We start from the raw sequence: 13,271 nt of genomic DNA on the forward strand, positions 1-13,271 counted from the left end.
GTTTTCCCGTGCTGCTTCACGTCGTTCACGAAACCCGTTACCGCTATGCCCCTGTGGTGGAAAACGCGCACCATGTTGTGCATCTCAAGCCCGCCAGCCGAAACGGCCAGACCCTGCTGGACTATGCGCTGCGGGTGAATCCCGAACCGGTCCAGCTGCGCGAAACCGAAGACGTCTACGGCAACACGCGCACCTACTTCTCCCTGCAGGCGGCACATGAGAGCCTCACCGTGGTGGCCGACAGCATCGTCTCCACGTCGGCCCTCAACCCGCTGCAATCAGAAGCGACGCTGTCCACCGGCAAGCCTGCATCGCCCGCCTGGGAGCAGGTGCGCGAACAGTTCCGTTACCGCGCCGGCGCGGCCTACGACAGCGCCTCCGAATTCCTCTTCGCCTCGCCCTATGTGCCGCGCGACGATGCCTTCATTGAATTTGCCCGCCCCAGCTTCCTGCCTGGCAGGCCGCTGCCCGAGGCGGCGCGCGACCTGATGGAACGCATTCACAGCGCCATGACCTACGAAAGCGAAAGCACCGAAGTCAACACGCCGGCGCTCGAGGCGCTCAAGCTGGGCAAGGGGGTGTGCCAGGATTTCGCGCACATCATGGTGGCCTGCTGCCGCGCCATGGGCCTGCCGGCGCGTTATGTCAGCGGTTACCTTCTCACCACGCCACCGCCCGGCCAGCCACGGCTGGTGGGCAGCGACGCCTCGCATGCCTGGGCTTCGGTGTACTGCCCCGGCCTGGGCGCCTGGCTCGACTTCGACCCCACCAACAACCGCGCGCCGGGTGAAGATTACGTCACGCTGGCCATCGGCCGCGACTTCCTCGATGTATCGCCCATGCGCGGCGTGATACGCGGCGGCGCACAGCACATCCTGGACGTGGCCGTTACGGTGGAGCCGGTGGCAAGCGCCGGGAACTGAGGGGCTTGCGCGAAGCTGTCGGCTCTTCCAGCAGCGAACCCTCCGGCAGGCTGCGTGCCAGGCAGCGCCGGCACAGGCTCACAAACTCCTGCGCGGCACCCGACTGCGCCTGGCGCGGCTTGAAAGCCAGCAAGGCCCTGAACGACACATCAGCCGCCAGCGGAACGCTGCGCAGGCCCAGCGCCACATATTCACGCGCCACCAGCGGATTGGTAACTGCCAGCCCGGCCCCGGCCAGCACCAGCGAACACTGCGTTGCGCTGTAAGGTGTTTCAACCACAAAGCGCGGCTGCACACCCGCCTGTGCAAATGCGGCTTCCAGCCGGCGCTGGGCTGTATCCGAGGCGGACAGGCCGACCAGCGGCACTTCTGCGAGATCCCTGGGCTGCAGGACCTGCTTGCGCGCGAGCGGGTGGGCCGCGGGCATGACGCATACCGCAGGCACCTGGTAAAAAAGCGAAGACACCAGGCCGCTGGTGTCCGCCTCGTCGCCCAGGAAAGCCAGGTCCACCGCCCCCTGGAACAACGCCTCGCGCAGCACTTTCGAGCTGTCGACCAGCAGCAGGCAACGCGTGCGTGGATAGCTGCGCTGGAACTCCGCCAGCGCCCAGGGCATCACGCTGGCGGCCATGGCATGCAGTGAACCGATGCGCAGCACGGTGTCTTCATGCGACTGCAGGGCCACGATTTTTCGCTGTACGGCTTCCAGGCCTTCGTAGACCCGCTCAACCTCTTCCATCAGCGCGTGCGCCTCCGGCGTGGGCGTGAGCTTGCCTTTGGGCCGGTCAAACAGCTTGAGCCCGGCGCGCGCTTCGAGCTGCTGCAGCAGCTGCGTGACCGCCGGCTGGCTCACGTGCAGCGCCGCCGCCGCGCGGTTGGCGGTGCCCAGCCGCATGACCATGCGGAACACCTCAATCTGACGTGCACTGGCTTCAGCCATGGCTTCTTCCTATAAGTTTTACTTATTTTAAATCGCAAACAAGCGATGCATGAGAGGCCACGGTCTTCGTACCATCTGCCCATGAATCCTGTTTTCCCCGAATCCCTTCCAAGCCCTCAGGCATGGAACGCCATCAGCCGCAATCCCCGGATGACCGGGCTGCGCTGCATCCTCTGCGCCCGTAAATACCCGCTGAAGGATTTGCCCACCGGCTGCCCGCACTGCGCGGCGCAAGGTACGCCCGCCAGCCTGGAAGCCGTTTACACCGGGCTGCCCCAAACACTGAAAACTGCCAGTACAGGTTATAAGTGGGGAGACTGGCTGCCTTACACCCACGGCGTGTCCCTGGGCGAAGGCGACACGCCTTGCCTGGACCTGCCGCGCCTGGCGCGCGAGCTTGGCCTGCGCCAGCTCAGCGCCAAACACGAGGGCATGAACCCCACCGGCTCGCACAAAGACCGCATGTCGGCACAGGCCGTCAGTCGGGCGCTGGACGCAGGCGCACAGACCGTGGTGCTGGCTTCCAGCGGCAACGCAGCAGTGTCGGCAGCAGCCTATTGCGCCGCGGCCGGACTGCCCTGCGAAATCGCCACCTACCGCGACATGCCGGCGCCTTTTGCGCGAGCCCTCCATCACCTGGGCGCCCGGCGCGTGGTGTTCGACCACGGCTTTGACCGCTGGAGCCATGTACGCCGGCGGGTCGAGCAGGACGGCGCATTTGCGCTCACCAACTACAGCGTGCCCGCGGTCGGCAGCCCGGCCTTTGGCGTGGAAGGCTACCGCGCGGTGGCGCTCGAATTTGTCGCCGGCGGCTGCGTGCCGGACCACGTGCTGGTGCCCACTGCGCGCGGCGACCTGCTCTGGGGCATTTACAGCGCACTGCGTGATTTGCACCAGGCGAAACTCATCGGGCACATGCCCAGGCTGTGGGCCGTTGAGCCGTTCCCCCGCCTTTCCCGCGTACTCGAGGGTGCGCCACTGCAATCGGAATTTAACGGCCAGACGGCACAATTTTCAACAGGCGGCAGCACCGTCACGCTGCAGCAGCAACTGGCCGTGCAGCAGTCAGGCGGCGGCGCCGTGGCCATTGATGATGCCGGCGCCATTGAGGGCAGCGCCCGACTCGCGGCGCAAGGCCTGTGGGTGGAGCTTTGCGCCGGCGCCTGCCTCAGTGCGCTGGCGCACCTACGCGCACTCGGCCAAGTACAGGCATCAGAACACGCCTTGCTGCTGCTCACGGCCAAAGGCGACCGCGACACCTTTAACCCCATCCCTTGACCACACGACTCCTTTTTCTTCAGCCCGCAAAGGAATTTTTCACCATGAAGACCCGACTGCTCCCCGCCCTGCTTCTGGCCTGCGCCACCCTGGCGGGAACCGCCCATGCCGCCTACCCCGACAAACCCATCCGCCTCATCGTGCCCTGGGCGCCCGGTGGCAGCACCGACGCCATCGCCCGCGCGATTGCCCAGCGCATGGGCGAAACCATGGGGCAAAGCGTGGTGGTCGACAACCGCTCCGGCGCTTCCGGGCGCATCGGCACCGAAGCCGCGGCCAAGGCCGCGCCTGACGGCTACACCTTCGCCATCGTCGAGCTGCCGCATGCGATTGCGCCGGCCGTGTTCAACAAGATGCCCTACGACCTGCTGCGCGACTTCACGCCGGTGTCCATGGTCGGCACCTCGCCGCTGCTGCTGTTTGCCGGCGGCGCGCAGTACAAGAATGGCGACATCAAGGGCTTCCTCAAAAACTACCGGGGCAGCAAGGTGCCGCTGGCGCTGGCCCACAGCGGCAATGGCTCCATCAGCCACCTTTCCAGCGAACTGTTCGCCGGCGCCACGGGGATCAAGGTCAACGCCATTCCCTATCGCGGCTCCGCACCCGCGCTCACCGACGTCGCAGCCGGCCAGGTGGACGCGCATTTCGCCACGATGGCCAGCGGCAGTTCGCTGCTGGGCGCGAACAGGATCTCTGCCTTGATGGTGACCGGCAATGCGCGCCTGGCTACCCTGCCCGGCGTGCCGACCGCGCGCGAAGCCGGCATCGAGGGCATGCAGTTCAACCAGTGGTGGGCGCTGGTGGCGCCGGCCACCACGCCGATCGAGATCGTCGAGCGGCTGCGCAGCGAAGCGGTGGCGGCGCTGGCGCACCCTTCCACGCGCGAGCGCCTCACCACCCTGGGCATTGACCTGAAAGGCTCGACACGCGACGAACTGCGTGCCTTCATGCGCAACGAAGTAGACCGCTGGGGTGCTGTGGTGCGAAAGGCCGGCATCAAGCCCGAGTGACGCCGGCATGTGGAACGGTGAAAGGGGGCGCGGGACAAGCCGCGCAGGCCCTGCGCCGTTCCATCATTTCCTTTCATGACCCCAAAGGCCTCCGGAACCCGGGCACCATCCTACAATTCCCTGCACTACCAGCCGGCCGCGCCGCTTTATTCGCTATCAAAACAATAGCTGCTCGCGCTTATACTCATTGGGCTGGTGCCATTTTTCTTCACCAAAAGGATCACCATGAGCGCCTACGACAAGCTGAAAGCACTGAACGTCACCCTGCCAACCGTGGCAACGCCCCTGGCAGCTTACCTGCCCTTCGTGCAGACCGGCAACCTGGTGTTCCTGAGCGGCCACATCGCCAAGAAGGACGGCAAGCCCCTCGTCGGCCAGCTCGGCAAGAACATGACGACAGAAGAAGGCAAGGCCGCCGCGCGCTCGGTCGCCATCGACCTGATGGGCACACTCGAAGCCGCCGTCGGCCTGGGCAAGGTCAAGCGCATCGTCAAGCTCATGAGCCTGGTCAACTCGACCGGCGACTATACCGAGCAGCACCTGGTGACCAACGGCGCCAGCGAGTTGTTTGCAGAAGTCTTCGGCGACGCCGGCAAGCATGCACGCAGCGCCTTTGGCGTGGCCCAGGTTCCCATGGGCGCTTGCGTCGAGATCGACCTGGTTGCTGAAGTCGAGTGAGACAAGACGTCAGGCCGGAGCTTTGTACCCCCGGCCTGAATTTGACTTCCAGCAGAACCTTCTTCATGGCAAGTGCAACGAAGTTTGCACGGAAGCCGACTTTCTGAAAGTATTCACCATGAACAAGGAAAAGCGGCATTTCGGCAAACTCGCCAAGCTCGGGATGTCTGTCCTGTACCTGGCTTTGGCCTGTCCCCCGCTGGCAGTTGCCCAAGCTCCTGCGGGTGCAGCCAACGACATCAGGTCTGTCTGGAATTTATCGCTCCAGCCCTGCAACGGCGGAGGCGGAAACCTCATGGTGCGCAATGCAGACGAAGCGACCATCAAGTCCACCCGAAAAATCATCCTGAAGGACGCGGGGTTTCAAATTGCCGTGCCGCAGCTTCCCGAACTGGAACGAACGCACGTCAAGCTTTTCCTGAACGACAAATCGCGCGGGGTCACTGATCACTATGTGCTGCTTTCCCCGGGAGATCTGGCTCCCCCGATTGCCGCGATCGTGGTGACAGAGCTTCCTTCCAATATGAGAAGCAACGCAAGCGGTCTGCGTGCTGCGGCCGACTTACAGGTCAAGTCATCCCGCGGCGCGCCGTTTTCCTTCTCCAGGTTGACCGGCCCGTTTGGTGAGTCCATTGAACTCCTGGTGCCCAACAGGATTGGCTCGCATTGCTTCCCGACGGCGGACTTTCAGGTTTCACCGGACGCCTCTGTACTGAACACGCTGGGCATCAGCAGGTTCTCGGTCATTGGAGACAAGCTGGTCGAATTTGCACTGATCATGCGAATCCCCAGCGGAACCAGCAAGGAAAAAGCGATTGCAGACGCAAGAAAGCTGATGGACAGCTACTGGACCTCGCTGAGTACCCTCCTCTGAGCTGGCGAAGGCCAGGGCATTCACCCGCCCGGCAAAGGTTTCTCGCAAACCATAAAATTCACTTCGCCCCGGTCATTTTGCCGGGGCAGCGTTCTCAGGGCGGGGTGAAATTCCCCACCGGCGGTGTTTGCAGGCAACTGCATCAGCCCGCGAGCGCCTGGTTGCCGTGCCTCATATGGCAACCAGGGTCAGCAGATTCGGTTCAACTCCGAAGCCGACGGTCACAGTCCGGATGAAAGAGAGCGCGATGTTTACGGCTGTGCCGTGGGCGTTTACGACTGGGCGCGTTCTGCGCTGCGGTCGTCCGCGTGTCCACGCGCAAAGCCGCAGGCTCGTGCGCCCTGATTCTGGTAACACCCAACAGAGGCCATCCATGAGTCAGTCAACCCAGTTCCCCGTTTCCACCAACCATTCCAGCGGCTCCTCCCACAAGGCACGTTTTGCCTTTATCCAGTCGTCCTGGCACGAAGACATCGTGGACCAGGGCCGCGGCGCCTTCCTGGCCGAGATGGCCCGGCAAGGCGTGGGCGCTGAATCCATCGACACGTTTGAAGTGCCCGGCGCGTTCGAGATTCCGCTCCACGCGAAAAAACTCGCACAGTCGGGCCGTTATGCAGGCGTGGTCTGCTGCGGGCTGGTGGTGGACGGTGGCATCTACCGTCACGAGTTTGTGGCCGATGCGGTGATCAGCGCGCTGATGGGTATCCAGCTGGAAACCGGCGTGCCGGTGTTTTCAGCGGTGCTGACGCCGCAGCATTTTCATGAGCATGACGAACACCGAAAATTCTTCACGGAACATTTCCTGACCAAGGGCAAGGAAGTGGCGCAAGCCTGCCTGGAGACGGTGGCGGGCCTGAAAAAGCTTGATCTGCTCTTGGCAGCTTGATTGCTGAATAGCTGCTGACCAGACCGGTGAGCGCAGCATCTTGCTATTAAATCAATAGCTGCTTGCGCCCGCCAGTTATGACCTTCAGTCAGTTTTACTCAACGCGGCTGATGCCGGTGGGTTTGAAGCCCAGGTCGGCCGCCTTGCCCTTGCGCGCGCGCGCCGCACGGGCATTGTTCAGGCTGCGGATTTCCAGCGTTTCCTCACGCGCCTTGCCGCCGCGGCCAATGCCTTCAATCTTCACGCTGCGCGTGTAGGCGGCTGCACCAGCCAAAGTGTCTTTGGCTTCGAGGTCGATCAGCATCAGGCCGCGCCCGCCGGCGGCCTGCATCTTGAGTTCCGCGATTTCAAACGTCAGGATGCGGCCGCCCGTCGAGGCGCAAGCCACATGCGTGGCCGGCACCAAGGGCGCCGATGCGCTGGTGAAGGCGGCATGCGAAGGCCTGCAAATGGTTTCACCTTCAGCGCAGCTGATAAAGGCCTTGCCGGCTTTGAGGCGCGACGTCATGTTCTCGACCGTAGCGAGGAAGCCGTAGCCGCCGCTGGCGCTCAGCAGCAATGCGGCATTGGACGGGCCCGCAAAATAATGCACCAGCTGCGTGCCGGACTCCAGGTCGATCAGGGTGGTGAGCGGCTGGCCGTCGCCGCGCGCACCGGGCAGCAATGACACCGGCACCGAATAAATGCGGCCGCGTGAGCCGAAGGCCAGCAACGTGTCGATGGTGCGGCATTCGAAGGTACCGTAAAGCCCGTCGCCCGCCTTGAAGGCGAAGCCTGCCGGGTCATGTCCGTGACCGTTGCGTGCGCGCACCCAGCCCTTGTCGCTGATGACCACGGTCACCGGCTCGTCGAGCACCTTGACTTCGAGCACGGCCTTTTTCTCGGCCTGGATCAGCGTGCGGCGCGCATCGGCGAATTGCTTGGCGTCGGCCTCGATTTCCTTGACCAGCAGGCGCTTGAGCGCCGCCGGGCTGCCCAGGATTTCCTCGAGCTTGCCCTGCTCTTCGCGCAGGTTTTTCAGGTCCTGCTCGATCTTGATGGCTTCAAGCCGTGCCAGTTGGCGCAGGCGGATTTCAAGAATGTCCTCGGCCTGGATTTCGCTGAGCTTGAAGCGCTCTATCAATGCGGGCTTGGGCTCTTCCGACTGGCGGATGATGGCGATCACCTCGTCGATGTTGAGCAGCACCAGTTGCCGCCCCTCGAGGATGTGGATGCGGGCCAGCACTTTGTCGAGCCGGTGCTGCGATCGTTTTTGCACCGTGGTCTGGCGGAACTCGATCCACTCCGTCAGCATCTGGCGCAGGTTTTTCTGCGTCGGCTTGCCGTCCAGCCCGACCATGGTCAGGTTGATGGGCGAGGAGCTTTCCAGGCTGGTGTTGGCCAGCAGGGTGTTGATGAGCTCGGACTGGCTGATCTTGCTCGTCTTGGGCTCGAACACCAGGCGCACGGCGGCGTCCTTGCTGGATTCGTCGCGCACCACGTCGAGCACGGCCAGGATGGTCTGCTTGAGCTGCACCTGGTCCTGGCTCAGGGCTTTTTTGCCGGCCTTGATTTTCGGATTGGTGAGCTCTTCGATTTCCTCGAGCACTCGCTGGGTGCTGACACCGGGCGGCAGTTCCTGCACCACCAGCTGCCATTGGCCGCGCGCGAGTTCTTCAATCTTCCAGCGGGCACGCACCTTGAGCGAGCCGCGGCCCGTGCTGTAGGCCGCCGCGATTTCCGCGCCGCTCGAGATGATCTGCCCACCGCCTGGGTAGTCGGGCCCGGCGATCAGCGCGTACAGCTCTTCGTCCGCAAGCTTGGGTGTCTTGATGAGCGCCACGCAGGCGTCGGCGACTTCGCGCAGGTTGTGACTGGGAATTTCGGTAGCCAGGCCCACGGCAATACCGCTGGCGCCGTTGAGCAGCGTGAAGGGCAAGCGTGCCGGCAACTGGCGCGGCTCTTCAAAGGAGCCGTCGTAGTTGGGCACAAAGTCGACCGTGCCTTCGTCAAGCTCGTCGAGCAGCAGCGTCGTGATGCGCGCCAGCCGAGCCTCGGTGTATCGCATGGCCGCTGCGCCGTCGCCGTCGCGGCTGCCGAAATTACCTTGTCCATCGACCAGCGGATAACGCTGGCTGAAGTCCTGCGCCATGCGCACCATCGCGTCGTACGCCGCCTGGTCGCCGTGCGGGTGGTATTTGCCCAGCACGTCGCCGACAACGCGCGCGCTCTTGACAGGCTTGGCACCGCTCGCGCCATTCGCCCCGCCAAAACCCAGGCCCATGCGCGACATGCTGAAGAGGATGCGGCGCTGCACCGGCTTCTGGCCATCGCAAACGTCGGGCAAGGCGCGGCCCTTGACGACGCTGAGGGCATATTCAAGGTAAGCCCGCTGCGCGTACGCGGCCAGGGAATCCTGGTCTGCGGGTTCGGGGATCGGGGCTACGGCGTCCGGTGTAAAGAGATCCATCTTGAGTTTGGCTTGGCGGGTAAGGTGGCGTGAGGCATGCCGGCACACGCGGGTGCGGCCGCCACAGGGTTACAAAAAAGGAAAGCTGTCTATCAGGCTGCCGGGCAGGACACAAGGCGCATTGTGACCTCAGTACGGCTCGGGCAAGGCCTCTGGCGTGGCGGTGGACACCACCGTGGGTGACACCATGTTGCCGCGGCCGGTGGCCCCGCCCATCATTTCCATGCGAACGCGGCCGCCGGACGCCATGCTGGGTGGCTTGAGGTGGTTATAGAGCTGCATCACGGTCTTGACGTAGTTTTTGGTTTCGGGATAGTTCGGAATCTTGTTGCCGGCACGCTGAACGGCGCCCTCGCCGGCGTTGTACGCAGCGATGGCCAGTTCGAGCTGGCCGGGAAACATGGCAATCAGATCACTGAGGTAGCTGGAGCCGGCCCGGATGTTGGTCTTGGGATCGGTGAGCCTTTTGTGGATGGTGGAATCCTTGGTGGCCCGTACGCCATAGCGCTCCGCTGTCGGCGGGATCAGCTGCATCAGCCCGACCGCACCCTTGGGCGAAACGGCCTGGGCGTTGAATCCGGATTCGGTGGCGATCAGTGCCTGCAGCAGCTCGTAGTCGATGCCGTGTTTGGCGGAAGCCTCGCGCAGCAGGTGCTTGACGGCCTTGTAGTTGGGGGACACATCAAAGTAAGCAAGCAGCTTGGGCGGCGCATTGGCCACACCGGTGGCCCGGTTGGCGCCGTTGCCGACGGCTTTGCCGCTTTTGGCAACGTTGTCGCCTGCGCTGAAACTTTCAACACCACGAAAGAAAAGCTCATAGCGCTCATCCAGCCGCACAGCCGAAAAATGCGCAATGCCGTCTTTGTCCACGTAGCCCCAGATGTCGGCATGGGCAGATTGCTGCGACAGCAGCATTAGCAGGCTCAAAAAGAAACCCGGCCAGAGCCTGGGTTTGCCACTAAAAATTTTCATAAAAGAAATCCATTGTTGATTGCTCAACCATCCAGGCAAACCTGTCGGCCTCAGGCCGTCGGAACCACGAGGTCAGCTTGCAGGAACGGTAAAACATCAAGTTATTCATCGTCACGAGTCAGGACTTCAGTGTGAGCACAATTCTTAAAACGGCCCCACCAATCATGACAATCAGCAAAACCACCATTCCCCTGTAAAACCATTTCAGCGGCTTCAGGCGCTCATCCAGTGCACTCATGTTGTGCTTGAAAGCATTTACTTCTGCATTGGCCGCTGAACTCATCCGTTCGAGTTCAGCCTGCATTTGACGGTCAATTTCCGCCAGTCTTTTTTCATCAACAGGTCCCGACCGGTTCATTCGCTGCAGCTCGGCAAACAGCAGGTCACTCTTGCGGTTTGCCTCCCTGCGGAGTTCAGCAGCTTGCTCTCGCTGCTCCGCCACGTCAATTGCTTCAAGGTAGTTCCAGCCCTTGACCCTTCGCCCACCTGATTTGTCCGCGATGAACTGGACGGCCCGAACGACGAGCTCCGGGTCTCTTCCTAAAAAATCGCAACCAAACTCTACTACCGCAGGCTTCTCCCTTAATTTGGGACCCGTCCAATGAAGCGACCTCGGCACCAAGGCAGATTTCAGCTCGTTGAACGTCGCCGGATCAAGCGCCAACATCAAGATGGCTTTCTTTTGCCCCTTGACTTCAAACTGCTTAAGGTCGATCCCGCGAATATGCTTCCAGGCGATAGCGGGCAAGCCGCAGAGCCTCAAGCCCAGCAAATCCGCCTTCAACGCGCTGCCGGATTGCCATGCGGCATAACCTGAAACAAACAAACTGCCAATGTACACAAACAATAGAACAGCAAAACTGCCCAGCAAGGCCACGGGAACCAACTTCCCTTCCTGCCAGGTCGCCCTTGCCAGCAAACCCGTTACCCCAAAAATCAGCAACAGCGCAACGACAAAACAGAGCCAGCGAAACCAGCGAAATGGCACGTCCAGCGCACTGTCGCTAAACAGCAGCGCCTCCAACGTGACCTCCTTCTCCGCCTGCTGCTTCTTTCTGGCGATGGCCTTCTCTGAAAAAATCGACAAACACAAACCACCTGCGGCAAGAGCGAAAGCAAAGCCGGAGGCCATGAATTCATGGCGCGCAAGTGCCACCGTCGCCCAGAATGCGGCAAGCACCAGTACCACGATGCCCATCACACGCGCAAACGACAGGAGAAGCCTCAAACGTCCACCTCGACGCTGTCTCCGTGCAACTCCATCAGTTCGCGGCGCGCTGCGGCCTCGCCTTTGCCCATCAGCTTGGTGATGAGCGTCTCGGTTTGCAGAAAATCCTGGTTGCCCAATTGCACGGGCAACAGGCGGCGAGTGTCAGGATTGAGTGTGGTTTCCCATAATTGTTCCGCGCTCATCTCGCCCAGGCCCTTGAAGCGGCTGATGCTCCAGGCGCCTTCCTTCACGCCATCCTTGCGTAACTTGTCCAAAATGGCAATCAGCTCGCCTTCGTCCAGGGCATACACCTTGGATGCCGGCTTTTTGCCGCGGGCCGGCGCGTCCACCCGGAACAGCGGCGGCCGGGCGACATACACATTACCCGATTCGATCAATTTGGGGAAGTGGCGGAAAAAGAGGGTCAAAAGCAGCACCTGGATGTGCGAGCCGTCCACATCGGCGTCGCTCAGGATGCAGACCTTGCCGTAGCGCAGGCCGCTCAGGTCGGGCGTGTCATTGGGGCCGTGCGGATCGACGCCGATGGCGACCGCGATGTCGTGGATTTCGGTGTTGGCAAACAGGCGGTCGCGCTCGACCTCCCAGGTATTGAGCACCTTGCCGCGCAGCGGCAGGATGGCCTGGCTTTCCTTGTCGCGGCCCATCTTGGCGCTGCCGCCGGCCGAATCGCCCTCGACCAGGAAGACTTCGTTGTGCGCCAAATCCCGGCTTTCGCAGTCGGTCAGCTTGCCGGGCAGCACGGCGACACCTGAGCCCTTGCGTTTTTCGACCTTCTGGCCGGCTTTCTGCCGGGTTTGGGCGGCCTTGATGGCCAGTTCGGCCAGTTTGCGGCCGTAATCGACGTGCTGGTTAAGCCAAAGCTCCAGCGTCGGCCGAACAAAGCTGGACACCAGCCGTACCGCGTCGCGTGAATTGAGGCGTTCCTTGATCTGGCCCTGGAACTGTGGATCGAGCACTTTGGCGCTCAGGACATAGCTGGCACGGGCAAAAACGTCTTCGGGCAAGAGCTTGACCCCCTTGGGCAGCAGCGAATGCAGGTCGACAAAGCTCTTGACGGCATTGAAGAGGCCGTCGCGCAGGCCGCTTTCATGCGTGCCGCCGGCGCTGGTGGGAATCAGGTTGACGTAGCTTTCGCGCACCGGCTGGCCCTCTTCGGTGAAGGCCACGCACCACTGCGCGCCCTCGCCTTCGGCAAAACTCTCGTGCGAAGCGTCGGCAAAACCTTCGCCCTCAAACATCGGGATCACCGGGTCGCCGGTCAGGGTCTGCATCAGGTAGTCGCGCAGGCCGCCCTTGTAGAGCCAGGTCTGGACGTCTTTGGTTTTCTCGTTGGTCAGCGTCACCGTGACGCCGGGCATCAGCACCGCCTTGCTGCGCAGCAGGTGCGTGAGCTCGGCCATGGGCAGCGCGGCCGATTCAAAGTATTTGGAATCGGGCCAGGCGCGGACGGTGGTTCCGGTCTTGCGGTCGCCCTCGCCGTTTTTGCGCAGGTGCAGTTTCTCGGTCACGTCCCCGCCGGAGAACACCAGATGGGCGACCATACCTTCACGGTAGGAGGTGACTTCCAGGCGTTTGGACAGTGCATTCGTCACGCTCACGCCGACGCCGTGCAGGCCGCCCGAAAAGCTGTAGGCGCCGCCCTTGCCCTTGTCGAACTTGCCGCCGGCGTGCAGCCGGGTGTAGACGATCTCGATGACCGGCACCTTTTCTTCCGGGTGCAGGCCAAAGGGAACGCCCCGGCCATCGTCATCAACGCTCACCGATCCGTCGGTATGCAGCGTCACCTTGATCTTCTTGCCGTAGCCGGCCAGGGCCTCGTCGGCGGAGTTGTCCAGCACCTCCTGGATGATGTGCAGGGGGTTGTCGGTGCGGGTGTACATGCCCGGGCGCTGCTTGACGGGCTCCAGGCCCTTGAGCACGCGGATCGAGCCTTCGGAATATTCGGTGGGTAGTTTGTCAGCCATGGCAGATGAAAGAATTGCCGCAATTGTAGTCGGGGCCGCAAAAGTCACTGTACAAACATACAGCTC

11 protein-coding genes and 1 riboswitch are annotated in these 13,271 nt (G+C 62.5%); of the genes, 6 read left to right on the forward strand and 5 right to left on the reverse strand.

Features of this window, described 5'->3' with window-relative positions; all coding sequences use genetic code 11:
- Positions 1–8 precede the first annotated feature (8 nt).
- A complete protein-coding gene (locus AC1DY9_RS20115; RefSeq protein WP_477667461.1) occupies positions 9–923 on the forward strand; it encodes a transglutaminase family protein in 915 nt (304 codons plus the stop codon).
- Here the strand turns inward: AC1DY9_RS20115 and AC1DY9_RS20120 are convergent.
- Complete coding sequence (locus AC1DY9_RS20120) at positions 889–1,863, reverse strand: LysR substrate-binding domain-containing protein (RefSeq protein ID WP_477667462.1); 975 nt, start codon at positions 1,861–1,863, stop codon at positions 889–891. The genes AC1DY9_RS20115 and AC1DY9_RS20120 overlap by 35 nt on opposite strands.
- Positions 1,864–1,944: 81 nt before the next feature.
- Between AC1DY9_RS20120 and AC1DY9_RS20125 the strand changes: the two genes are divergently transcribed.
- From AC1DY9_RS20125 to AC1DY9_RS20145, 5 genes are all read left to right on the forward strand, one after another.
- The gene (locus tag AC1DY9_RS20125) at positions 1,945–3,141 is read left to right on the forward strand and encodes a pyridoxal-phosphate dependent enzyme (protein WP_477667463.1); all 1,197 of its coding nucleotides are present in this window, start codon (positions 1,945–1,947) and stop codon (positions 3,139–3,141) included.
- Between the two features lie 44 nt (positions 3,142–3,185).
- A complete protein-coding gene (locus AC1DY9_RS20130; protein WP_457278916.1) occupies positions 3,186–4,151 on the forward strand; it encodes a tripartite tricarboxylate transporter substrate binding protein in 966 nt (321 codons plus the stop codon).
- 225 nt (positions 4,152–4,376) lie between these two features.
- Positions 4,377–4,829, forward strand: coding sequence for a RidA family protein (locus tag AC1DY9_RS20135; protein ID WP_477667464.1), 453 nt, complete (start codon positions 4,377–4,379; stop codon positions 4,827–4,829).
- Entirely contained in the window at positions 4,750–5,703 is a 954-nt protein-coding gene (locus tag AC1DY9_RS20140; RefSeq protein WP_477667465.1) for a hypothetical protein, read from the forward strand. Before AC1DY9_RS20135 ends, AC1DY9_RS20140 begins: the two co-directional genes overlap by 80 nt.
- Positions 5,704–5,789: 86 nt before the next feature.
- Positions 5,790–5,951, forward strand: a riboswitch (FMN riboswitch).
- 125 nt (positions 5,952–6,076) lie between these two features.
- Positions 6,077–6,589: a 6,7-dimethyl-8-ribityllumazine synthase gene (locus AC1DY9_RS20145; RefSeq protein ID WP_477667466.1), complete on the forward strand. Its 513-nt coding sequence runs from the start codon at positions 6,077–6,079 to the stop codon at positions 6,587–6,589.
- Positions 6,590–6,683: 94 nt separating this feature from the next.
- On the opposite strand, the gene parC is transcribed toward AC1DY9_RS20145, so the two are convergent.
- From parC to AC1DY9_RS20165, 4 genes are all read right to left on the reverse strand, one after another.
- The gene (gene parC, locus AC1DY9_RS20150) at positions 6,684–9,038 is read right to left on the reverse strand and encodes a DNA topoisomerase IV subunit A (RefSeq protein WP_477667467.1); all 2,355 of its coding nucleotides are present in this window, start codon (positions 9,036–9,038) and stop codon (positions 6,684–6,686) included.
- A 129-nt stretch (positions 9,039–9,167) separates the two neighbouring features.
- A complete protein-coding gene (locus AC1DY9_RS20155) occupies positions 9,168–10,010 on the reverse strand; it encodes a lytic transglycosylase domain-containing protein (protein ID WP_457278921.1) in 843 nt (280 codons plus the stop codon).
- Positions 10,011–10,128: 118 nt separating this feature from the next.
- On the reverse strand, positions 10,129–11,238 hold the full coding sequence (locus tag AC1DY9_RS20160) for a hypothetical protein (protein ID WP_477667468.1): 1,110 nt from the start codon (positions 11,236–11,238) through the stop codon (positions 10,129–10,131).
- Positions 11,235–13,205 carry a DNA topoisomerase IV subunit B gene (locus AC1DY9_RS20165; protein ID WP_477667469.1) on the reverse strand — a complete coding sequence of 657 codons (1,971 nt, stop codon included), beginning with the start codon at positions 13,203–13,205 and terminating at the stop codon, positions 11,235–11,237. Before AC1DY9_RS20165 ends, AC1DY9_RS20160 begins: the two co-directional genes overlap by 4 nt.
- Positions 13,206–13,271: the final 66 nt, after the last annotated feature.

It is taken from the genome of Polaromonas sp. P1_F6 (assembly GCF_056405695.1).